Here is a 23,705-nt window from a genome sequence, read left to right on the forward strand (position 1 = left end):
TTTATAATCCTTTATTTTCTCTGGCTTCTCTTTTCTCTGCCAGCGTCAAATGATGATCATTGATCCTATCACCAAGATTCCCTCCATATTGTAAACCAAGATGATACCACGGTGCAGATTCGACATCGGTACCACGGTCTTTCTTCCAGAGGATGTTAGGTTGTACACGGAGTACACCAGCACCTTTTTTACCAACATCTTTTGCAAGCATAAATGGGCGAATATTTAACCGCACCCCATCATTGAGATCAGGGTTCCAACCAATAGGCTGCTCTTCAAGTGGCTTCCAGCGCACAAAAATATCAAGTCCCTTTTCACCCTCAAGAATAGCCTCTAACTGTACTTTTAGATTTTCTGCCGCAGTTAATCGAATATCAGCTCCATCAACACCATCAGCAATATTGCGTTTTTGAATACTAATCCAGTCATCCAGATAAGTATAAATCAACCGTTCCAGGCCTTTGTAATCCAGCTTATGGTAATTGACAAGTGCAGAGAAACCATCTTTAAGCCCATCCCAAATATGCCAAATGAATGGGCGGTGTTGGAATAACTTACAGTGTTGCTCAAAGAACTTATCGCGCAACCAACTATCCCAATCTTTGGCTTTAACGGATTTAAGCAAGTTATCTTCTACAGAACTGCTCCAGGTATCACCGTAGGATTTGTATAAAATCTCAGCTAAGCGTTTTGCGGCTGCTTTCTCACCACGGACGGCAGGGATGCAGACTATTCCATCACCATCAACTAATTCATTAAAATTATCATTCTCCTTCATTACTTGGCGCATTTCTGGCGCTAACTCCATATCAACATCCAATTCAGCTGGCCATTGATAACCAAGTAAACGGGCTACTGCAACTTGTAATACTGAATCGTCTTGACGTAATTTCCCAATAGAAATCGTTTTGTTTTTTTCATCCCAAATAACATTCACACATGGATGCCCATGAAAAATCCATTGGCTAGGATCATTTGAATATGGCTGAGGGAGACCATTCGGATAAGATTTATTAGCTACATTCACCCACTTTTCCTTATCAAATGAAACTTCTATTAACTGCCTACGAACTTTAAGAGCCTTAGTTATATTTCTTACGTTATCGTGATACTCATCTGAAGAAAGATAGCACCATATAGCCGTAAGCAGATGTATATCAGTAGGATAGATTACAACAGTATTATCGTCATAATATGTACCGCTATACATTGAAACATATAATTTCCCCATAGCACTAACCGCTATACCTTTCTTTCCCCATGCCTGCCTACCACGAATCACTGCAGATGGAGATACAATATTCAACCAATCTTCGCCTTTCCATTTTAATATTGAATTAAGACCTGAATAAATATTTGAATGAGAAACTGTACCTTGGAAATAGTTTAGTTTGTTTGTTGCTTCCAGCTCCCAAAACTCGGAGCTAAATCTAACAAGATCCCCTGTTTGCATCCCATTTGCAAAATTTACATATAAACTAAGCGGAGGCAATCCTTCATCTTTTTCGAAAGAAATTCGTAAGTCCTCTCTAGTTTTAACATTAGAGAAATCACCTTCTAACACTTCTAAGCACTTCAAATTACGAGCTTTCTCTTCTAGCCCATTTATATTAGAAACATCTATAGCCCGTAATGAGTGAACTCTATTTTTACTATTAATCAATGTAAGAAGTTGTATATTAAAATCCCACATTGGAGTACTAAATGATTTTGCCCCTAAAATTGCCGAGAAATTGAACTCTGATTTTGATAAAATGTGCCTACGAAATTCCAAATACGAAGGTTTTGTCAGCCAATCTAAAGGAACAACGATATTTACCATACAATCAGACTCAGCAAATTCCAACAATTTACTTAAAAAAGCAGTTTCTAAGGAAGAACTAGCATAAGGATAAGTATTATCAATAAACTTCTTCAGTAGAAATGTTAAATCACCACTAGTTCTGTAAGGCACATTAGTAATAACCCACTGATACTTACTAGCTAATAGTCCAGCAGCTTTTACTAACCCTTGAGCTACAGTCCTAGATTCAGTGCTTGCATCGGACTTATTCATCATGGCTTGCTGCAACAATTGCCAAGGAGCAGTTTGTCGGTCTTCCAGCGCAATGGTTGGGTCAATCAGACTCCCCAGTGTTGCTGCGTCTTTGAAGGTACGCATCATCCAAGTAATTGCATCAGAAAATGCATCATCCCCTTTAGCAAGCTCCTTCCAATCTTTCTGCGCCTCAGTAATTGACATCCCTGAACAAGCTAATTGCAACTCAGGCAAAATACGGTAGCCACCTGCGTTAGGGTAGCGCCAAGCTTCAAGCGCCAGAGCAAATGCGGCCAGTTCCACGCACCGCTGATCAAGTTCTAAACCATGAATATTGTCAAGTAGTACAGCATCAACAGCATCCCTTGCGGTTAGATCTTCAAGCTGCATACGCATCGGCACCAGCATCAAGAATACCGCTACCAAGAAGTGGCCAGAACCACAACAAGGATCCAACATTTTCAGTTGACTAAGATGTTCTGGCCACCTTTCATAACCACCTACCGCAAGAGTCCATTTATTTCTTTTACCATCAGACTCGTCATTTTTGATAAAGCGTAAATATTCTAATGGCACGCTAGGAATGGATACTATATCTCGCAACTCCTGCTCATTGTTAGAGCGAATATAGTCATCCTGGGTGAGATGTTTAGCTGCCCACCAAGCCCCTAAGGCATTATCAAGTAAGAAGCTCACCATATAGGGTTCGGTAAACAGTTGAGTTACCGGCCCCAACTCCTGGGCACCGATTTTTACGCCGGATTCATTGACCTGCTTTTTCTTTTTGTTTTGCCAGAATTGATAACACCAACCTAAACTATCTTGCGCTTGATAAATAGCAGGCTCAAGTGCTGATATTAAGTTTTCCAGTTCATTGATATAATTGATGGATAGCTTAACTGCAAATACTGGCGAGTCAGCACGGAAAATTTGTGGCAACATTTTTTGCGCTAAACGGCCAGCCAACTCCCAACCATCTTTACAATCTGGTTCTTCTTCAGCCAGTTCAAAACACTCATCAAGCGTAACTGGTGTGTATTCGTCATACATCAATAAATTGTTTTGCTCTAAGTAACGCGCAAATAACATTCGGTGCCAATGCTCATACGCCATCTCATTGGCTAAACGTTCAATTTCTTGCTTACCATCAGTGAGCTTATCCCCCAACTGGCGGGCATGGGCACGTAAAGTATTACGAAGTGCGCGCTGTTCGTCATTGAGGTAACCCGGTGCCTGACTATCAGCAACACCTAAACGCTGTAGAGCTTCATTTACTGCAATTTCAACGATATCGCGAGCTTTAACGACCGTATCTTCTAGTTTTTTACGTAATATTTTATCGAGTGGTTGTCTCATGAGATCTTCTTAAATCGTTGTAAACTTAAACCCGCCGGTCGGCGGGTTATTTTTAGGAATCAAACATTAGCTTGGTACGACTGGACCGTTTTCTAACTGAGAGCGCAATTCTTGCTCAACATAAGCTAACCAGTCTTGTAACTCTTGCTCGGATTTGATGATTGGTTTATTGAGTTTCGCATATCGAGTCTTTGGCTGGAGTTCGCTAATAGCATCTTTCAAAACCTGATTAAAAATACTTGGTAGTCCTGCCGTTTTATCATTCCAACGCGCAAAGCTGATATCATCCAAGGAACTCAAAACAGAATCCAAATCGCTGATATTAATTTCAGGCACGGCATCCAAGTGACGTTTCTGCAAGAAACTATTCCGTTTAGCCTCATCTAGTTGCTGCCAGTTTTCGTCATCCAGCAGTTCAGCCATGCAGGTGCGATATTCTTGCTCGTATTGTTCACGATGGCTGGTGAGAGCATCACGTAATACATTGGTTGCTTTTTTTAACAACGGATCCACCGGGCATGGCTCATCTAACAAGCTACGGTTAGCCAAGATGGCTTCTTTTTCTTTTACGAGTTCGTTATAAATTACCAGACCAGAACAGTAGCCCATTAGGGAGTCCAGCTTTCGCCAAAGTTTGGTACGTAAGCTGGCTTTATGAGCCTGCTCTTTCCAGGATTCAAAATCACTTTTTAGTTGATCTTGATACTCAAATGCTTTTTGCAACTGATCATTGCCTGAATACATTTCCAGTTCAGTAAGCATTGCGGTACTTGGTGCTATCGGTAATGGGGCTGAGCCGCCAGCTTGATTCGCAACATTCTTCGCGTTGATAATTGCCAGAGGCAATTTAGCTGCTTCTTCGCCTGCATTACATGCTTGTTCAAGCAGCGTTGAAACAACACCGCGAACTTTGATTAATTGCATTTTCGAAAGCGTAACGGTTTCAGGACGGAACTTAGTTTGAGTCAAAGAACTACGATCAAGGCTTTTAGCATCAATAGCGCGCTCTTGAATATCAGAAGCTTTTAATACACCGGCTGCTAACATGGCATACAAAGCTCCATCAATCACATCGTTGCCCCATCCATAAGGCGCATCTTTGAAGTTTTCACGGATTTCTTTACCTGTCTTCATCGTACCAATAAAGCGGTAAATTTCGGCACATACGGGTTGTTTGTCCGCTTCGCCGCTGTAACCCACTTTTTCTAACGCATTGGGGTCTGCCAGGCGACTAGCAACTTCGTAAACTTTGGCCCAACCACGATCATCTGCCATTTTAAATTTATGGTACAGACGTTGGCAGGCTATTTCGCCAGCACTTTGAATCTGAGCCGCAAGAGAGTCCCCTTCAACTTCCTGCCCACCTGCCAAACGGACTTGAATCGAACCAAAAATCTCTTTAAGTAAGCTATTCTTTGTTTTCTCCGCACTTTGCAAAAGAGTTTCCATTGCTTGTTTCGCATCTTTACCAGGCCCGGTAGCTGCACTACCGCGAATTTCCAAGGTATTTTCAGCAGCTTTCAAGCTCACTATGGCTTTTTGCAAATCACTACGGTGGTTCGTTGGTACGTAGATATAAATGGTGGCACTATCAGGATCAGAGCCGCGCGATAAATCATTAAATTGCTTTTCTGTTTGTTCTGGGGCCCACGCACAAATACGCTTATCTGCATCAGCAGGTAACTCAGATTCAAAATAGACAGCTATAGGTCTTGGCTCAGCTACGGTCCCTTGAGCAATACGCGCTTGTGCAACCTGTTTACGAATGTAGTTCTGAATCTCTTTTGTTCGATACGCTTCTAAGGTTTGTGGGTTTCCTAGCAAATCATTTTCCTGACGCCTTAATTCGTCATACCACGCCTGGCTTTCTATAGTTTGTAAGCTGAATTCACGCCCGTTTTCTGTGTCACGAGACATGATCAGATGCTCTGCCTCCAGTGCTTGAAGCATCTTTGGAACTAACGGACGCAGCTTATGTTTATCGTTGTTCAGATCTTCCAGAAGTAAATCAGCTAAGGTCTCCACTGTCGGGTGAATGCCATATTCCATCTCCGCAGGCAGTTTTCTGATTAAGAGAATCAAAGCCAATAGACGACCTTGTAATTGCTCATCCTCATTACCGCCGCGTTTACGGCTGATAGTTTCATAAATATCTTTGGAAATGACACCGGTTTGTAGCAAATTAGTGGAGATCTGGTCATAAAGAAAATCTGCAGGGACGACATAACCAAGTTCTTTATCTGCTGTCGCTTTTAATGCCTCGTGGACCACACGCAGTTGGTTTCGTAGCTGGGAACCAGAACCAGTTCTATCTAAGGCCGGTAAAATACGTTCCCAGAAACGACGGCGTACGGGAAGTAACGGATAATCTGGCACGATCCACTTTTCATCATCTCGATGATGTTCAATGGTACTCCCACGCAAATGACGGGAGATCTCCCCTAAGTTATCATCAACCATTGCTCTAACTACTGGCTTAGCCGACTCTTTCTTTTGCAAAATAACTTTACGGATAACTTTATCTACATCAGTATCTTCCAGTTGAACTGGAACCTGAAAACGGCCCATCAAGCGCTGCAAGTTGGTCATCCCAGTTAATGCACTCTGACCTGTTGCAACAAATAAGACTTTGGATTTTAAAGCACTTGCGCCACTACATGTCTCCACCACTTCTTGAACATCAAAAGCCCTTTGAACGTTATCACCAATGTATTGCTGCACTTCATCGAGAACCACTAAGGTTAATGGCAGCTCACCGTTTTTAGATATGGCATCAACAATCGCTGAAACCATTTCATCATTGGTGACATCATCGACAATCTTGTATTGCGCACGCAGCATTTCTCGGACTTCTTTAATATCCGAGCCCATTCCTGGAATTGACTGCAATACTGCTTCATGCAAAATTGGCGAAACATGCAGGTTTTTCAGTTCTTTTGTCCAGGTGTCCACACCATCTTTAGCTTTTGCTTTGCTTTCGACAAATTCTTTAACCTGATCAAATACGCCAGCAGACTTCAACCACATCACAAAGCGAGCTAAGTGATACTGTTCAGGTAGCCCTGCTGATTTGAAAATAATTCCTAATAAAGCTAAGCGAACTTTATCCGCCGTTCCGGCACCCAATGTGCCAGAAGCGGCATACAAACCACCGTTAACTTCTGCGATAGTAGATAATTCGTCTAATTGTTTTGCAATGCTCTCAGGCAAATCAGCAATTGAGCGTGCATCGGATCCATTGTTGAGTGTTTGATTGGTCCATAATGTACGCAGCATTTTAGCAAGGTGAGATTTACCTGAACCAAAAAACCCACTGATCCAGACTCCTGGCTGCTCACTATTCGACTTAAATGCCGAAAGGTAGTTACTCAGAATTTTATCTAAACCTTTTTCGTACGCACCATCACAAACAAAGGTGCGCAGTTCATATTCCAGCGTATCCAGAGCCCCTTTAGATACATCATCTTTAACTTGTGCAACCCCGTTGTTTGCAAGGCGGCTATTGACTGGATCATTGACAAAAATTTCGCGATTAAGCATGGCTATTCCTTAAGAGGTCGCAGAAATGGCCGTGGCGTGATATCCCCAGCCGTCCTTTGCGTCTAATAATTGATAATTGTTGTTTTGAACTTCACCGGGGAAAAAGACAACTAGTCGACCTGACACTTTTTCAGCCAATGCCTCAACGACACCAGAAACGGAAGCAAAACCAAATAACGTTCCACATCCCAATAAAGCAACCACACCATCCTCAGTTTGAGATGCTTCAACTTGAGCAATGAGCGTTTCAACTAACTCTTCCGCAAAATCACCGTACAAACCTTTCAAGTACTCAGGATCTTCAAAATAAGTTTCTTTGTAATCTTGTGCAGCCATCCAGTTTTCGAAACTGAGTGTTAGGTCGAGTAACTGCCATGGATGATTATGTTTTGTACAAGCTTGTTCAAACTCTTCGACACGGGCACGAAGTCTTAACTCATCTTGCTTGTTGTACACCAAAAAAATACTGCGTTCGTCTGCAGAAACTGCTGCTGGCCATGGAATGCTGATATGGCTCTCAAAACTAGAGAGCAATTTCGATATTCTGTCTGACATGCCTACACCTCAGGTAACGCAATATTCGGAAAGGTAACTTCGACGATCTCACTCGCCTGCTTAAAGTTAATCAGTCCTCTTAATGAGGCGCTATGCGCTAATTCAAAGAGTCGCTCTTTATCTTGAGATAGCATCCGACACCACAAGCTATCGAATAAACGCTGACCACTTAAACCATGACAATGACCAAGAAAAAGCGCATAAGCGACATTCACGTAGCTGACATTAGGGTTCTCTCGGTATTTTTTTGCTCTGCCAGATAGGAAACCTGCTTGAGTCCAGGTGCCATTAAGATTTTGAGAAATTGACCTAAGAGATGTAGCACTGAACCGTTCTGGATTGTCCTTAGCCAAAAAAGCTTCCATACACTCCCGGGGTAGATGTTCCCTAGGTTCAAGATGCAAAATGACCTCTGTAGAGGCTCGCAGCAATGGATCTCGAGCGACAGCAAGCTGCAAAGCAAGAATCGCTTGGGTACTTTCGCTCAATCCCCACCATTCCCTAAATACTTTAAAAAGTGGAATATGATTATCTAGCCCATAAAGATCAACAAGATAGCGATATGTTAACTTCCGAGACTTTTCTGTCGGCTTAAGCAAAAAATTAAAGTTTACAATGTTATCTTCATACTCAGCCCGAGTAGCATTTTCATCGTGAGCAATGAGCAATACTTTAAGCTCTTCTATCATCATGCTACGAGCTGAATGCGCACCGCTTTTACCAAACTTGAATCCAAGACAGACTAATTGTTGTTCATTTCTCATTATTATTTTCCTGATAGCCGGGAGCTAAATGAGCGTTTTCGACTCCAAAAAGTGCAGCATTTTCTTTTAATGCTAATTGATAATGAGTCGAATCCAGGTGATAGCTTTGAGAGCAATCGACGTTTAAACGATTCAACAAATAACCTACCAATGCAGCCCGGCACTCTACATCCAGCTGACCATGAGCCATATCGTAATCAAGCTCTATGGCTTCGGGATAGCTGGAATTAGGATGAGGTATAAGGGTTAAATCGACAATTCGGTTCCATTGCTTATCAGCTGAAATAGATTCTTTCCCCACATACATCTCATCGCCCAAAAGTGTGGCCGATTTAATCCGTGTGATAACAAAATCCCTAAATGATGATGTCACTCGATCATAAGCACGAATGTGCCAACGGCTGCCATTATTCGCCAAACTATGTGGCACGATTATTCGACAACTATGGCCTGAAGATAAAGAAACATAGCTTATCTCTAATAACTGCTTTCGTTTAATCGCACGCATAACTTCCGATAGAACATCGACAGAAGGTTTATTGAGTTGTGGCGCGTCAATGCATAATTGGTTTGGTTCAAACAACGAGGAGAAACCATCTCCAAACCCTCTTGCCAGAGTATGCAGAATTTGTACAGGATCATGACCAAAGAGCGGTTTAAACTGACTCTTACGATGATAAGTCTTTGATTGATGGATGAGTTCAAGATTGTCAGGAGCAAGCTCTTTATAAGTGGAAAAATCCCTTGTTGCTGCAGCTAAACCCGTTTGGAATCGATTGTTCAAATCAGAGCGGCTGATCTCACCAAAATAATTCAAACTAAAATCAATAAATGCCAATCGTTCTCTCTGAGCATGGGAGAAGTGCTGGAGGTTTTTCATCTGATCTTTTTAATAAAAACTTTGTTCATGACAATATCAAATCTGTCACAAGATGCAATCAAAATGATTGCATCTTGTGACTAAGTGCAGGATGTAGAAAGAGGCTCTTGTTTCTATCAATTCAGAATTTACGTACAAAATACTAAGATGTAGTACAGTTAAAATGCAGTTCTCTTCCCAAAATCAAACGGACTAACCCCCTTCTCCCGATTTGCATCCAAATAATCAGCCCACCATTGCAACATCAGCCTCCTCTCCCCCAGATGCTCGGCCTTATGAATATAAGCCGCACGCACAGAGTTACGTTCCTGGTGACTCATCTGCCGCTCTACTGCATCCTTCGACCACAATCCAGACTCGATCAATGAACTACATGCCATAGTTCTGAAACCGTGACCGCAAACTTCCACTTTCGTATCGTAGCCCATGACTCGTAGAGATTTGTTAACCGTGTTTTCACTCATCGGCTTACGTGGATCATGATCACCAACGAAAATCAGCTCACGGTTTCCACTCATACTTTTGATCTTTTCCAAAATGGAGAGAGCTTGTCGCGACAAGGGAACAAGATGCGGAGTCTTCATCTTAGAGCCGCGCTGAGAGTGTTTGACTCCTTCCAGCGGTTCACGCTCGCCCGGAATCGTCCACATAGCTGTTTCAAAATCTACTTCTGTCCAGCGGGCAAAACGTAGCTCGCTTGAACGAATGAAAACTAACAAAGTGAGTTCCACGGCCAACCTGGTTAACGGTCTTCCGGAGTAGTGATCAATGCGATGAAGTAATTCAGGAATGCGATTAAGCTCTAGCGCAGCGCGATGCTGCCGTTTAGCCGTAGCTACTGCACCAGCGATCTCTTGTGCGGGGTTGTAATCGATTAAACCGCTCTGCACGGCAAATCGCATAATTGCTGTTGTTCGTTGTTGTAGACGTGCTGCCACCTCAAGACGTCCAGACATCTCTACGGCCTTGATGGGAATAAGTAAATCTCGGGTCTTTAGTTCAGCGATATTCCGCTTACCAATTGTAGCAAAGAGATTGTCCTCCAGGCTTTTCAATACACGAGCACTGTGCGACTCAGACCACTTCTGATTGCTAGCGTGCCAGTCTCTGGCTACCACTTCAAAAGTTATCGCTTCTTGTTCCTGCTCTACCTGAACGGCTTTCTTGTTCTCACTAGGATCTACACCGTTAGCTAGATGCTTACGGGCTTCGTCGCGCCGTGCCCGGGCATCAGCCAATGACACTTCAGGGTATTTCCCCAACGCCAGCATCTTCTCTTTGCCGCCAAAGCGATAGCGTAGCCGCCAGTATTTTGAGCCGTTAGGATGAACCAGCAAAACCATGCCGTCACCATCGGTAAGCTTATAGGCTTTTTCTTCAGGCTTGGCCGTACGAACCTTCACATCACTCAGAGCCATGTTGAGTATCCTTTCAAGGGTTCTGTGTGGGTACAAACATTATCGAACCGGGATATACCCGCATTTGTACCCGCATCAGTAAGTTGATGTAGATTGAATCAGGTTGACTTATGTTGACTGAAAAAGCGAGGGAAGCCTTGCGGGGACTGGATTTTAGACATAAAAAAAGACCTCAGTTGAGGTCCATTTACATACTAATGGTGCCGAAGGCCGGACTCGAACCGGCACGTCTTTCAACGGTTGATTTTGAATCAAAAACAAACAGGTAACTCAACCTACTAACAAATCAGCGTTTTTGCAGTGAAGTGCTTTTCAGACAACGAAAAAGGCACTGGTTATGAAAAACGCAGATGCACCAAGTTTACCCACGCTGATCGCCGCTATTCTCTCCACCAAAGGTGGTGTGGCGAAAACCACCGATACGGCTAACCTCGGCGGCTATCTGGCCGATCGGGGGCTGAAAGTCCTGATGATTGACGCCGATATCCGCCAGCCAACACTCAGCAGCTATTACCCTCTTGATAATGAAGCTCCCGGCGGGATCTACGAACTTATCGCGCAGAACAAACTGGATCCAGCAACGATCATTTCACAAACCTCCGTTGCAAGACTGGATATCATCATCTCCAACGATCCACGCGGCGAGCTGATGAGTCTGCTCCAGGCTGCGCCTGACGGTGTGATCCGCCTGCGCCACCTGGTGCGCCAGATCCCCGGTTATGATGTCATCCTGATAGACACCATTGGCGCACGCACTATTGCGCTGGAAATGGTGCTGTTAGCCAGCGATCTCATTATCTCCCCGGTTCTACCCGAAATGCTCTCCGCACGCGAGTTCCTGCGCGGTACGCTGCAAATGTATCGGGATCTCCAGCCCTTCACCCGCTATGGCATTCCGCTGCCGCCGCTAAAAGCAGTTATCAACAAGCTCGACCATACCAACGACGCCCGTGAAATCCATCACAACCTGCTTCAGGTTCTCCAGCACAAACAAAAAGAACAGGAACTACTAGTACCCACCGAGATCCTGATGACGCCGGTTTACGCAAGCGTGGCCTATCGCCGCGCGGCATCGTTGGGGTTACCGGTACATCGACTCGATGCCTCCCGCGCCAAAGGCCGGGCAACGCCCTGCGCCGCTGAAACCATGCAGATGCTGGCCGAAGAGCTGTTTCCGCAGCTTCTCGCCCTGCCTCACCAGCAGATGGAGGGCATCGCATGAAGCGAAAAATCTGGCGAGCATTTTGCTCCTATTACGCCCGGTATCCATCCGAGAAAGACGATGAGGTGATCGTATTCTTTGAAGCCGCCGATCGTGAAGAAGCGCGGGAAACACTGCCGGTGTTAATGTCGCTGCTGTGGCATATCCCACCGGAAAAGGTGGATTGCTTCAACCTGGAAGATGAGAACGAGTTGCGTGATAACTCCGGCTCGGAGCGCGCGCCCAGAGACTGGCCGCTATTTGAAATCGGCTGGTCCAGTGATAAACCCCTCTACTCCAGCGAGTTACCGCTTTTGCTGTTACCCCCTCATCAACAGACCCGGCTGTGGGAAGCCTTTGTAGCCTGTCAGGAGGGTAATCGGGATGAGTAAGCGCAAGCGGCCACAACCACCCCATTCCGTCGAAGCGGAGCAATCGGTGCTCGGTGGGCTGATGCTGGATAACGATCGCTGGGATGATATCGCCACGCAGATTTCCGCGCAGGACTTCTTTATCTCCGTGCACCGCACTATCTATAGCCATATGCGAAGTCTGGTCGAACAGGGAAATCCCATCGACCTGATTACCCTGAGCGAATCGCTGGAGCAGCAGGAACAGCTTGAACAGGTGGGCGGCTTCGCCTACCTGGCTGAGCTTTCTAAAAACACGCCCAGCACCGCTAATATCATTCCTTACGCGCAATATATTGCCAGCTACGGTGAGCTGCGCCAGTTGCTGTTACTGGGCAATGAACTGAGCGATATGGCAGGCCAGCCGCGCAGCAATGTGGCTGATGTACTGAACTTTGCCGAACAAAAGCTGTTTGCCATTGCGCAGTCGCATCAGGATGGTGGTCTGACCGATATCAGCGCCTGCTTTGACAGCGTGCTGGCAGGCATCGCTCAGCGCTATGAGGCTGAACGCGGCAGCCTCAGCGGCACGCCGTCCGGGCTGGAACAGCTAGATGCCCTGACCTGCGGCTTCCAGCCTGGCGACCTGATTATCGCCGCCGCGCGTCCCTCGGTCGGCAAAACCGCTTTCGCCCTGACGCTGTGCGTAAACGCGCTCATGCTACGCCCCACGCAGCCGGTGCAAATCTACAGCATGGAGATGTCGGCAGAACAGTTGTTGTTGCGGTTGATTTCTCTGATTGGTCGTGTCTCACAAACCCGGCTACGCAGTGGCGATCTCAGTGATGATGACTGGCATCAAATAGGCGTCAGCGCCAGTATCCTGATGAATGAATGGAAAGATCGCCTGCTGCTCGACGACTCCGGGATCCTCACTCCATCGCTGTTACGCAGCCGGGCCAGACGATCGCTGCGCCAGTACGGACTTCCTTCGCTGATCGTGGTTGATTACCTGCAACTGATGCGCAGCGGCGGCGCAGAAAATCGCAATCAGGAGATCTCAACGATCTCCCGCTCGCTGAAAGCACTGGCGAAGGAACTCAACTGCCCGGTACTGGCGCTGTCGCAGCTTAACCGGGCGCTGGAATCGCGCCTTAATAAACGCCCCTGCAATGCCGATCTGCGCGATTCCGGCTCTATTGAGCAGGATGCCGACGTGATCTTATTCCTCTATCGCGACGAACTGTACGATCCCAACACGCTGGCTCGGGGCATTGCTGAAGTCATTGTCAGCAAACAGCGCAACGGCCCGGTTGGCACAGTACGCACCCGCTTTATCAGCGATCAAACCCGCTTCGAATCGCTCAGCCAACAGGGAGTGGGAACATGAACAACAAACTGACTTCGACGGAACTCCAGTCCCGCCTGCTACAGGGCAATTTTGATCGGGAAAGATCGCCCGATGAACGGTTTGCCGACCCGCTGATGGAAACTTCGATGATCGTCACGCTGGAACAGCTTCGCCCTTACGATCACAACCCCCGGCTGATGCGCAACCCCAACTATGACGATATCAAAGCATCAATTCGCAATCGTGGCCTGGACACGCCGCCGCCAATCACCCGCCGTCCCGATCAGGAATGGTTTATCATCGCCAACGGCGGCAATACTCGCCTGTCGATCCTCAACGAACTGTGGCGCGAAACGCATGATGAACGATTCTGGCGCATTCAGTGTCTGTACAAGCCATGGGCCGGTACATCCGATCAACCCATGCTGGGCGAACTGCGCTGTCTGATCGGCCATCTGGCGGAAAACGATATGCACGGCAAACTCAGTTTCATCGAGCGTGCACTGGGGATCAACAAGGCGCGGGAACTGTACCAGCAGGTGGAAAAGTGCCAGCTTTCGCAACGAGAACTGGCGGAGCATCTGAAGAACGACGGCTACCCCATTAACCAGTCACATATCAGCCGAATGGAACAGGCACTGGAATATCTGCTGCCCTGTATCCCCGACGTGCTGTACGCCGGAATGGGGCGCTCGCAGGTGGAAAAACTGCTGTCACTGCGGGCGGCATCATTACATCTCTGGCAGCGTCATGCAGCCGAAGACGCCGATTCCTTTGATAACCTCTTTTCTTCCGCTCTTTCGCTGTTTAACGACCAGCCTGAAGACTTCGCCATCGAGCGGGTGCAGGATGAGCTGCTGGGGCTGATGAGCCAGCAACTGAACGTTGACTACAACCTGTTATTGCTGGATGTCGATCCTTCCGAGCAAAAACGCCGGGCCGTACTCGGCCCCACGCCGGAACCACCGCCCTATATTCCACCGGAAGAACCCGAACCGCGCCCGGTAACACGCAGGCGTAAACCCGAAACTGAGGAAGATGGCATTGGTTCGCCAGCTCCTGTTCCTTTACCTGAGCCAGAAGAAGCACCATCGCTATTATGCGAAGGGACTGAACCCGTTACGGATATCTGGCGTATCCCACAACTGTGGGATACCACGGAGTCCTTACGATCGGTCAGCGATCGCCTGGCGTGGGATCTTGCTGAATATTACGCCATCGATGATCGGGTGAATTCTAATACCGACGTAAATGGCATTGGCTTTCAGGTGATGCCATTTACATCAGATCACCCCATGTTCACCCGGCCACAGTCCCGCGCCTGCTGGGCGCTGCTGGCGGCACTCAACGAGATCCCGCTGACGGAAGAGCTGGCCTCTGCGCTGACGCCTGGACTCTTTTTTCAACGCAATGCGGATGGCTTCTTCTTCAGCGATGAATTCCTTATTAAAGCATTTCGACTGATCCGTATTATCCGTCGGATCAAAGAATTACAGCAGGAGGCACAACATGCTGCCAACGATTAATCAGGCCGTTTTGTCACAGGTGATACAGGCCCTGAAGGACGGCAATTTGCGCTATTGCGAAGCGCTGGGTTTTGACCGCGAGGAGCTGAACGAACTGAACGCCCTGACCTTTGAGGAGCTGATGCACCTGGGAAACACCTCGGCGCAGTTCCTGAAAATCACCATTAACCACGATGTACTACGCAAGATGCTGGTTCAGGTGCGTCAGGAGCAGAAATTCCAGCAACTGGTCGGGCAGGCGGTGCAGCTTGGCGGCTCAATAGCGTTAATCAGCCACTACTTCGGGCTATCGACTGCTGAAATCAGCGCCCGCCGTCGGCTTATGGGGATCCACGTTCGTCAGGGGCGCAACCAGGTTCCCGGCGAAGAAGAGGAAGCCGCGCTCTGGAATCGCTGGCAGGAGATCAAAGTCGATAACATCGACTCTATTCCAGCACTGGAAGCCATGATGTTGCTGGCGCAGGAACGTTCGCTCTCACTGACCGTAGTCTGGAATCTGATCCGCCAGTGGGAAAAAAGCTGAGTGACCGAGGGGAAGATCATGACACCGTATATCCAGGCGCTGATCAACATGACCGGCGACAAACTCCAGCAACGGATGCAAAAGGATCCGACAGCCGCTTCCGATAGCCTGCTGTTTATGGGCAATCAACATGACACGGTTCCGCGTCGCCTTTTGCAGGATCCGCTGTTATCGCCCAGAGATAAATTCGCCTGGCAGGTAATCCGAATGCAGGCGCAGGGCAACGGCGGCGCGGTGTTCCCCTCCTACAGCGAATTGCAAATGCAGCTCTCGAACCGTCCGCAGGATGAAAAAGCCTCGCGCAGTACCGTCAGCCGGGCATTGCTGATGCTGCGCCTGACGCGCTGGCTCAGCCTGTGCCATAAGGCGCGGGATCGGGTATCCGGGCGCATCCTCGGGAATATCTATGCGTTACATGATGAGCCCCTGAGCGTACTGGACGCCGTGCGCTTTGATGCCAGCTATCTTCATTTGCTGGAGCACTGCTCGCGACATGAAAACAAAAGTATTCGCGCTACTGCGCAAGGCATTCTGTACGACATTCGCCAGGATACCAGCCTGCGTTATTTATCCTCGCGCATTGAACTGCTGGAAGAACGCGCCCGCTGGCAGCAGCGCCAGTCTCCAGAGAAGACTAAGCCAGAAACATCCGGTCCCAATACGGTACCAGGCAAAATTTCACCAGGTACCGAATCGGGACTAAGCCGGAAACCGGGGCCTGACGGCGTAGTCTCAAATCAGGACCCGGCTTCTGTACGTACTGTATCTACAGATATTTGTAATAGTACTACCGCGCGCGCGAACGACTCACCTCCGAACTGGCCGCCGGAAATTCCGTTAACCCATCCTGAAAAACAGCTTGTCTTACAGGCTATGCAAAACCTGCCGTCCCCGCTGCGCCAGGAAGTGCTTGATGACGCAGCACAACGCGTTGCTCGTGGCGGCATACAAAACCCGCTCGCCTATCTGCTGGCGACGCTACGAAAAGCGCAGGACGGTGAGTTTAATCAGTATCGGCGCGGCAAAGCGGCGGTACCGGAGTTTGTACCGCCTGTGGTTTCAGAGCCGGAAATACCGGCTGAGCCGCGTAAAAAACGGGATATTAGTAAGTTGGTTGCGGAGATTCGGGCGCAGTGTCTGGGCAGTGGCTGATACCAGCGGCATCGAATACGGATGCGGAGCGCCCGCTTCGCACGAAAAAGCTCACCGCGAATTGAAACCGGATCTTTGTATTATCGACGCTGAATGGATGATCGCTCAAGCGAGCGATCAGGCGGTTTTCAAGCAATTGATGATTTGTGGATCTTGCTCCAGCAACCTAAGCAGCTTCAAAGCGACGCCGGAAGGAATGCGGCGCTTTAGCTCCCATGACTGAACCAATCCAGTGCTGGCTCCGATAGCCGCTGCAAATTCACTTTGTTTCATGCCAAACTCAGTTCGCATCGCCTTTACATCAGGAATGTCATGGCTGTGAACACGGTCAGGGTGCGGCTGAATTTCGCCTTTTTCGATGGCGACCATTTCATTCACACCATCAAGTAATTCATTAAACAGTTTGTCGTCCATAAATTTATCCTCGTTATGGAGAGGTGATAACAACGCAGGCAGTGTTAGGTAAGTTTCTGTACTGCTGCTTTAATCAATGCTTTTTGTTTGTCGGTAAGGTTGTCCTGCACGTTTTTTGGGTACATAACGATGAGGTAAATTCTTCCGCTTTGCGCCGTGACATAATAGATAACCCGTACACCACCTGACTTTCCTGAACCTGGGCGACTCCAGCGAATTTTTTTACACCCGCCAGTACCTGCCACCGTATCCCCCTGGTCGTGATTATCCAGGAGATGGGTTTGAAACTCTCGCAATTCATCATCTTGCATGAGTCCTTCCCTGGTCCGGCTAAAGGCAGCAGTTTCAATAAAAAGGAATTTCATTGCCCAGCCCCTTACCTGATACATTGATAATATGCGTACATGGTACGCATGTCAATTCAAATGCGTACCATGTACGCAAAAACTCAATATACACTGACATGCCGACCGAGACAGCTAGCCATCCCTCACCATAAGGTACTGTTTGAGGCGTAAGCTGAACTGACGGGACGTGAACTATTGAGATAAACAGGAACAACTACTACCACCATACCCCTTATAAAAAACATATCCGGCAGTGGTCCGTCACTTGTCCAGCATCATCTCCATTTTTCTTGTCTGGCAGGTCAATCATTATATTTATCTGAATTTACGATGAATGAAACTAATAGAGAAGAAAGTTCTTTTCCAACTCTCAACAGAATAAAAACTTGAACAACCGTTTAATACTAGCGTTGCCGGCCCCGCTTCCAATCAATAAACAAATGATCATGCTACTTTTCAGTTTAAAGGGGCTGGAATGCTTTCTCACCTGGAAGAGATCCTGCAATGCCTGCCGCAGGAAACTGATGCGATTACAAGAGTTTCGTTTCTGACCAGTCCTGTTCCTATGGATGGCAAAGGTACAGTAAGAACACCGCTTGAGATCCTACAAAAGGTTCCATCGGATCAGGAATTGATGCTCTTACGCCGTGAAGCGAATCTTTTTGCTCGCCACATGGCTTCATAAAAATGGTTCACCGACCTGGGTCAGGTTGATGAATTCTGGCAGCATCAAAGCGTCACGTTGAAGTGCAATACATAACGATGAGATAAATCCTTCGGCTTCGCGCCTAATACAACTTCTCTGCTACGTAGTTTAAAAAAATGCCAATACAGGTACCTTCAGTACCGAAAAACAAAAAAATTTAAACCAGTTAGGTGTTCAAACCACCTTAAAATAGCTTTACTGTCATTAGCATCTATCAATCTGCCATCAATCAATAGGCAAAAGGGTGATGCCAGTGGCATCACCCTAACATCTATCAATCCACTATTAATTAATAGGCAATAAGAATGATTCAACGCAGGTGTACGATTGATTCAGGAGCACCTTCAAAAATAAATGGGTTGAGGAATACTCTCCCCCACAAGAAGTTGCGATCAACTTCGCTCAATGAAGCCTCACGACATACCTCTGCCCAGTTTTCGTGAACCGTTCGGATACAGTGTGTAATAACGTCAATGGCTTCCTGTTCGCTCAGCAGAAATTTAGCCGCTGCCGACAGACAAACCGCAAGATTGCTCATTCGGTTTTCACCAATAATTAGCATTTCCTGCGTTGCTTCATTACCAGAACGGCCCTGAGGACAAATATCATAAGCGGGCGTCAGGCTCAGTTTTTTACCATCCCAAAATGCTGCATGATTTCTGGCGTGATCGTCAGTGTTACCGCAAATAATATTAAAAACCAGACGTTCAAACAGTTCTCGTAATGTCTCTTTAGGTGCATCGAAGCGCTGGCGAATAATATCCGTCAAATCCTCATAGCTCGCATATCTTGCCATCATCTCATCAAGACCAAAAATGGTCAGCGCAGAAACCATCAGGCGGCGCTGCCATCCTGCATGGCTTTGTATACGATCAAAGCGTTCAATAAGTATGACGTCTTTACCCGCTGTATGGTGGAGAAGAACAGGCGCTACATTTAACCCAGCACAGGCAGCCAGTCGCATAGCGATATATTCAGCTTTAACAACATTATAGGTATCTGTGGAGGAGGAGAATTTTGCAATAAACTTACGATTCCCTGACTCAATCATTGCCTTTGGTCGCGCGCCGCCTAATGAACTACCGTGAAAAAGCGCTTGTTCCAGCTCAGGAGTTAGCGGTACGCCACTTTCAACCATTGATGCGGCCTGCATTAACTCTTCAAGAGATGCGCTTTGGGACGCACGCGGCACATACTCCGTTGCGGATCGCTGGAAGTCGAGTCCTCCAATACGGTCTGAACCAGACTCAAGCAAATATGTCATTTCGTCCAGTCTGTCAGGATCCGCATCCCTGCCCTGAGCCCCCATCAACTGGTTAAGGATAACACGACGCCCCTAGGCATTCGGGGCAGCATCACGTAATGCACTTGCCTGCTGTAGACCTGGTGCGGGAAAAATCGCACCTCGTACCAACGGGAGTTCCGGCTCATAGACAGGGATAGCATCTTCCCGTTCCAGGTAACTTCGCCCGTAGTTGAAGATGAACCTGTTACCATCACGAGTTATCGCACCTGCAACAATTGGTTGAGTTGCACCAGGCAACCAGATCCATACATATGCCAGATCGGGACTGTTATCAGAAGTCATCGTTTATCACCTTTTTGGAGTGATACACCGAGCGTGGCATTAGCGATAAAGTTTTCTCTGCGTTCGAGGTATATAACGTCATCAATGACTGGTCAGGTGTAAAGAGTGGAACACCGACAATAGTAGCCAGTTCAAATACCGCGCCAATTGCACACCCCATGTCTCCTTCTTCGGCACGATAAACGAGTCCACGCGATACACCTGCACGTTCAGCCAGTTCTTCAACGGTCAGTTTACGTTCAATACGCGCAGTACGAATCATCAACCCCAGCAGTCGCGCTGCATCACGACTATAACGAGAGTAGGTTCGGGTAGATGGTTTTGCCATTACACGCCTCTTTGTTCCATAAACAGATTATTTCGCCACACTACGATCTATTAATGGAACACGCAAATCTCGCCCACTTGATGCCAGCTATTGAGTATTGCAAGTGGCATCAGACGTCTGATATTGGCTAAGAGCTAAACAAATAGCTTTCTGACGTGTTCCAGAACAGACGGCTGTGGTGGCAACACAGATGAAGCGTCTTTTGTGGAGAGATAACGGCAAGGGTACGATTTGATGTAACAGCCACTGACACACATAAATACCTATCAATGCACCGCCAATCAATAGACAAAAGGGTGATGCCAGTGGCATCAAAATTTACGACAAACAATCTTCCCGCCTGCGTTTTCGTTTTCCCATTGCTCACAATCCCTCACGCTATCACTCTGCGCTGACACCCACCCGCAACAGGAAACAGATATGTCGGACTACACCTTCAACATGGGTCCCCTGCGTAGTGCGATCCATATTCAGCTTCACACCCACAATGCCACCCGGCTGTGGATCGGGCGAAGGGCGACCGAGAACGGCCCTGCGCCAATCATCGGGATGCCGCGCTTTATCGAAATCCTCAACCAGATACGCATTGCCGCAGAGCATAAGGATCCTTACGCCGACCTGTGGATGCTGCGTATGGAAGAGAAACTGGCGCAGTCGCGTAAGGAGATGCAAATGATGCTGGATCAGGCAAAAGCCATGTTCAGCGAATTGCCGGAAGGCATCGATATTGGAAACTGCCTGAATGTTCAGCCCGTCCGTTTTCCCCTGTTTATCAACGTACCGCTGGCATATCAGGGTGTTTATCTGCTGACCGATTTCGACCAGCTCGCCCGTCAGCTTTTGCTGGCCTCGCATATCGCCATCATCTCCCGCAGGGAAATGCACAACCGGTTGAATAACGGCGCAAAGGTTATTCGCAGCGCCTTTGGTCTGGCGCAGAAATATCGGGGTTCCGGTCTGACCCATCAGGACTTTATTGACAATACGCCACAGGCCAGAGCCGCTATTGAGCGTTTAGGCCCACTGCCGGAAGCGATACTGAGCGGCAAGCTGCGATCATCGTTTTCATCACTGCTGCCTGGCAAGGCCGACAATCCCGGAGCTGCCGATGATGAATAACCCCATAACCGGCTATCAGCCGCTGGCTGATGAAGACTATAAAATGCTGGCTTACGTCTCCTCGCTAAAAGGCCTTTTAAAGCCTTTTAAGAGTAAGGGGGAGCTGGAGCTGCTGGAGAGCAATACCCGAAGCGTGCGCGAGATGATGGAACCATTGATGCAACGTCTAATCCGGAGCGCCAGACGCTACCCCGTGCGCCAGCTTCCACTGATATTCACCATCGGACCGGCACCATCCGGTGCAAACTTTCTGCGCTGGCGTAACCAGCAAAACAATAAATCCGGCACCCCGGCATTCTGCAACCTGATTGGCGATCCCAAAATCCCGCAACGCGCCAGAGATGCCTTGCTGGAAATCGAGCGGGATCGCATAGTGTTCAATATGCAGATGTCAGTGCTGACCTTCATTATCCGCCAGGCGCGGGAGTGTCAGGAAAAGATGAACCATGCAGAAATGCTGTATCAGGGGCGGCAAAATAGCTGACGCAGGACATGAATTTCAGCACGACACTAAGCGGCAGCGCGATTACTCTCGATGCACTCCCAACAGCGCAGCATGTTTTGCTGGTTCGCGCTCGTGACGTTCCCGTCGGGCAAAGCATCCTTTACTTCTCTGTTCAGCATCACTCCGGGTGGATAGCCAGGCGACAACCGTCTCGCTATCTGCCCGGCCCCCTGCATTTTTCCGGTGCCCACCGGATAACGATGCACCTTAACAGGCTCCGAGCGGAACACGATTTTTAAGGTGCAGCAAACAGAATATCGCCTCGCAATTTCACTTTTTCCTCGCTTAAATCCCCTTGCTTATCCGGTAGCCGGAACCTGCGAGCTACCCGCCGTATGGCGTGGTTCCATCACCCTTTTATTCGTGCAGCATCATTCAGCACATTTATTTCACCCCGATGCACTCTGCATATCACTAAGCGTCGTGTTTAACCACGCGGGAGGATCCTATGAACGAGAAAACTTACTTCAACCTGTACACCAGCGGTCTGGGTTACGTTAACCGTGTCCGCACCGTCACCCCAAAACGCGGCGAACCCTTTTTATGCTGTGACATTGCCGCATTAAGCGGGGCTGCCGATGACGTGGACTATGTCCGCTTTGACTGCAAAGTCACCGGCAGCGAAGCGCGTAAGCTGATTACCCGCTGCGAGCAGGCGGTCAATGAAAAGCGCAAGGTGCTGATCCACTTCCGCCTGGGCGACTTATACGTCGATATGTTCACCTACAGCAAAGGCGAGCGTAAAGGCGAAACGGGCGTCAGCCTGAAAGCCCGACTGCTCTATATTGGCCTTATCAAAATTGACGGTGAAGTCGTCTGGCAGGCCGGAAATCAGGAGGCAGAAGACGATGCCGCCTGAATCTTTATCATGACGCCCACTCCGGGCGTCTTTTTTCATAACCGAAAAACAATTTCCCGTTGTCTGCCTTCTCACCATTGAGCACCCTCGGGCTATTCCTCAACAGATTCAGAGAAACAATGGTGCGAATAACAGGATGGGTTATCACATTGCTGATGCTGGGTGGCTGCACCGCGCCCCTTCAGCCCGTTGTGCCTGCACCAAAACCAGCCACGTCGCCTGCACCTGAAGTGGTGCCCTATGACCGCTACCTGCTGATTAACACCCGCCCCGACGAAGCCCAGCGCAACCCGCTGCACCAGATCGTCAATATCAACCTGCCGCTGAACCTGAAGCTCACCGTTGGCGACGCCTTCGCCTGGCTGCTGAAACAGAGCGGCTACAGCCTTTGCGTCGATGACCATCCAACACAGTTTCTGGCTGGCAAACCGCTGCCGCTTTCGCAATACCGGCTCGGTCCGATGCGGCTGGAAGAGGCGCTGAAAACGCTGGCCGGACCGGGCTGGCTGATGCAGACCGACGTACTTAACCGAGAAGTTTGTTTTCACCTGAACACGTCGGGAACGGGAGACGATCATGCTTAAACGTCTGACTTACCTGATTGCTGGCAGCGCTCTCCTTCTGCTGGCGGCGACAATATTCTGGTGCCTCAACCGCCTGAATACCCTGACGCTGGCTCAGCAACAGACACAACGCCAGATAACACAGTGGCGCGACCAGCCGCAGCCAGACAGCGATTATCAACAGCTACAGGCTGCCATAAAGAATATCACCGGACGCACGGAAGCCCTTGCCAGACGGCTTAACGATGCCACCAGCTCTCAGGCCGAACGTCTTAAGCCTATTAACGAGCAGCTCAGGGAGCTGGAGCGACAAGTCCGAACCCTGAGCGCCAGTTATCAACACCTGCAACAACAGTCCGCCGCGCGCAGCCGCGCCAAGGCAAAACGCCCCACCCCATCTCCGCTTTGGGCCGCAAAGGCCCCTTTTTCTCTTATCAGCAGCGAGTTTCGCGCCGGACGACAGTTCGCCGTCATTGCCCCATCCGACTATCGTTCGCTTTCACAGCTTCAGCTTGTTGCTCCCGGCAATAGCGTACAGGGCTGGCAACTGCTGCAAATGGACAGCAGTTACGCCACTTTCCGTAAAGGCGGGCAGCGGCTGACGCTGAACGCCGGAGAGTAA

The 23,705-nt window shown here is 48.3% G+C and carries 22 protein-coding genes; 12 read left to right on the top strand and 10 right to left on the bottom strand.

Annotated features, from left to right (window positions below):
• Window position 1: 1 nt before the first annotated feature.
• From EHN07_RS06345 to EHN07_RS06370, 6 genes are all read right to left on the bottom strand, one after another.
• Window positions 2-3,394, bottom strand: coding sequence for a DNA methyltransferase (locus EHN07_RS06345; protein ID WP_124023336.1), 3,393 nt, complete (start codon window positions 3,392-3,394; stop codon window positions 2-4).
• A 66-nt stretch (window positions 3,395-3,460) separates the two neighbouring features.
• Window positions 3,461-6,934, bottom strand: a complete 3,474-nt coding sequence (gene brxC / locus EHN07_RS06350) for a BREX system P-loop protein BrxC (RefSeq protein ID WP_124023337.1) — start codon at window positions 6,932-6,934, stop codon at window positions 3,461-3,463.
• Between the two features lie 9 nt (window positions 6,935-6,943).
• Complete coding sequence (locus EHN07_RS06355; RefSeq protein ID WP_124023338.1) at window positions 6,944-7,489, bottom strand: BREX protein BrxB domain-containing protein; 546 nt, start codon at window positions 7,487-7,489, stop codon at window positions 6,944-6,946.
• Between the two features lie 2 nt (window positions 7,490-7,491).
• Window positions 7,492-8,253, bottom strand: coding sequence for a hypothetical protein (locus EHN07_RS06360; protein ID WP_124023339.1), 762 nt, complete (start codon window positions 8,251-8,253; stop codon window positions 7,492-7,494).
• Complete coding sequence (locus tag EHN07_RS06365) at window positions 8,243-9,133, bottom strand: WYL domain-containing protein (RefSeq protein WP_124023340.1); 891 nt, start codon at window positions 9,131-9,133, stop codon at window positions 8,243-8,245. The genes EHN07_RS06360 and EHN07_RS06365 overlap by 11 nt, the downstream gene beginning before the upstream one ends.
• 158 nt (window positions 9,134-9,291) lie before the next feature.
• Window positions 9,292-10,551: a tyrosine-type recombinase/integrase gene (locus EHN07_RS06370; RefSeq protein WP_124023341.1), complete on the bottom strand. Its 1,260-nt coding sequence runs from the start codon at window positions 10,549-10,551 to the stop codon at window positions 9,292-9,294.
• A gap of 337 nt (window positions 10,552-10,888) precedes the next feature.
• Between EHN07_RS06370 and EHN07_RS06375 the strand changes: the two genes are divergently transcribed.
• Genes EHN07_RS06375 through EHN07_RS06400 form a run of 6 tightly spaced genes read left to right on the top strand, consistent with a single transcriptional unit; the run spans window position 10,889 to window position 16,654 of the window.
• Window positions 10,889-11,773 (top strand): ParA family protein, encoded by an 885-nt coding sequence (locus EHN07_RS06375; RefSeq protein WP_124023342.1) that lies wholly within the window; start codon window positions 10,889-10,891, stop codon window positions 11,771-11,773.
• Window positions 11,770-12,144: a hypothetical protein gene (locus tag EHN07_RS06380; RefSeq protein WP_124023343.1), complete on the top strand. Its 375-nt coding sequence runs from the start codon at window positions 11,770-11,772 to the stop codon at window positions 12,142-12,144. The genes EHN07_RS06375 and EHN07_RS06380 overlap by 4 nt, the downstream gene beginning before the upstream one ends.
• Window positions 12,137-13,492, top strand: coding sequence for a replicative DNA helicase (gene dnaB / locus EHN07_RS06385; protein ID WP_124023344.1), 1,356 nt, complete (start codon window positions 12,137-12,139; stop codon window positions 13,490-13,492). The genes EHN07_RS06380 and dnaB overlap by 8 nt, the downstream gene beginning before the upstream one ends.
• Window positions 13,489-14,979 (top strand): ParB family protein, encoded by a 1,491-nt coding sequence (locus EHN07_RS06390; protein ID WP_124023345.1) that lies wholly within the window; start codon window positions 13,489-13,491, stop codon window positions 14,977-14,979. Before dnaB ends, EHN07_RS06390 begins: the two co-directional genes overlap by 4 nt.
• Window positions 14,963-15,502 (top strand): DUF2857 domain-containing protein, encoded by a 540-nt coding sequence (locus tag EHN07_RS06395; protein ID WP_124023346.1) that lies wholly within the window; start codon window positions 14,963-14,965, stop codon window positions 15,500-15,502. Before EHN07_RS06390 ends, EHN07_RS06395 begins: the two co-directional genes overlap by 17 nt.
• An 18-nt stretch (window positions 15,503-15,520) precedes the next feature.
• The gene (locus EHN07_RS06400; RefSeq protein ID WP_124023347.1) at window positions 15,521-16,654 is read left to right on the top strand and encodes an STY4528 family pathogenicity island replication protein; all 1,134 of its coding nucleotides are present in this window, start codon (window positions 15,521-15,523) and stop codon (window positions 16,652-16,654) included.
• A 117-nt stretch (window positions 16,655-16,771) separates the two neighbouring features.
• Here the strand turns inward: EHN07_RS06400 and nadS are convergent, their stop codons facing one another.
• Window positions 16,772-17,068: a NadS family protein gene (gene nadS / locus EHN07_RS06405; RefSeq protein ID WP_002955114.1), complete on the bottom strand. Its 297-nt coding sequence runs from the start codon at window positions 17,066-17,068 to the stop codon at window positions 16,772-16,774.
• 44 nt (window positions 17,069-17,112) lie between these two features.
• The gene (locus tag EHN07_RS06410) at window positions 17,113-17,433 is read right to left on the bottom strand and encodes a type II toxin-antitoxin system RelE/ParE family toxin (protein WP_124023348.1); all 321 of its coding nucleotides are present in this window, start codon (window positions 17,431-17,433) and stop codon (window positions 17,113-17,115) included.
• 457 nt (window positions 17,434-17,890) lie between these two features.
• Here EHN07_RS06410 and EHN07_RS06415 point away from each other — a divergent pair, with 457 nt between their 5' ends.
• Entirely contained in the window at window positions 17,891-18,100 is a 210-nt protein-coding gene (locus EHN07_RS06415) for a hypothetical protein (protein ID WP_124023349.1), read from the top strand.
• Between the two features lie 331 nt (window positions 18,101-18,431).
• On the opposite strand, the gene EHN07_RS06420 is transcribed toward EHN07_RS06415, so the two are convergent.
• Window positions 18,432-19,385 (bottom strand): type II toxin-antitoxin system HipA family toxin, encoded by a 954-nt coding sequence (locus EHN07_RS06420; RefSeq protein ID WP_244202369.1) that lies wholly within the window; start codon window positions 19,383-19,385, stop codon window positions 18,432-18,434.
• A 313-nt stretch (window positions 19,386-19,698) separates the two neighbouring features.
• On the bottom strand, window positions 19,699-20,037 hold the full coding sequence (locus EHN07_RS06425; RefSeq protein ID WP_124023350.1) for a helix-turn-helix transcriptional regulator: 339 nt from the start codon (window positions 20,035-20,037) through the stop codon (window positions 19,699-19,701).
• Window positions 20,038-20,457: 420 nt separating this feature from the next.
• Between EHN07_RS06425 and EHN07_RS06435 the strand changes: the two genes are divergently transcribed.
• The 5 genes from EHN07_RS06435 (at window position 20,458) to EHN07_RS06455 (ending at window position 23,705) form a co-directional block, all read left to right on the top strand.
• Window positions 20,458-21,156, top strand: coding sequence for a PFL_4669 family integrating conjugative element protein (locus tag EHN07_RS06435; protein WP_124023352.1), 699 nt, complete (start codon window positions 20,458-20,460; stop codon window positions 21,154-21,156).
• On the top strand, window positions 21,146-21,640 hold the full coding sequence (locus tag EHN07_RS06440) for a DUF3158 family protein (RefSeq protein ID WP_124023353.1): 495 nt from the start codon (window positions 21,146-21,148) through the stop codon (window positions 21,638-21,640). The genes EHN07_RS06435 and EHN07_RS06440 overlap by 11 nt, the downstream gene beginning before the upstream one ends.
• A 469-nt stretch (window positions 21,641-22,109) precedes the next feature.
• Window positions 22,110-22,520 (top strand): STY4534 family ICE replication protein, encoded by a 411-nt coding sequence (locus EHN07_RS06445; protein ID WP_124023354.1) that lies wholly within the window; start codon window positions 22,110-22,112, stop codon window positions 22,518-22,520.
• 119 nt (window positions 22,521-22,639) lie between these two features.
• A complete protein-coding gene (pilL2, locus tag EHN07_RS06450; protein ID WP_124023355.1) occupies window positions 22,640-23,104 on the top strand; it encodes a PFGI-1 class ICE element type IV pilus protein PilL2 in 465 nt (154 codons plus the stop codon).
• Window positions 23,097-23,705: a hypothetical protein gene (locus tag EHN07_RS06455; protein ID WP_124023356.1), complete on the top strand. Its 609-nt coding sequence runs from the start codon at window positions 23,097-23,099 to the stop codon at window positions 23,703-23,705. The genes pilL2 and EHN07_RS06455 overlap by 8 nt, the downstream gene beginning before the upstream one ends.

Origin of the sequence: Buttiauxella warmboldiae (assembly GCF_003818135.1) — a bacterium.
Lineage (GTDB): Bacteria > Pseudomonadota > Gammaproteobacteria > Enterobacterales > Enterobacteriaceae > Buttiauxella > Buttiauxella warmboldiae.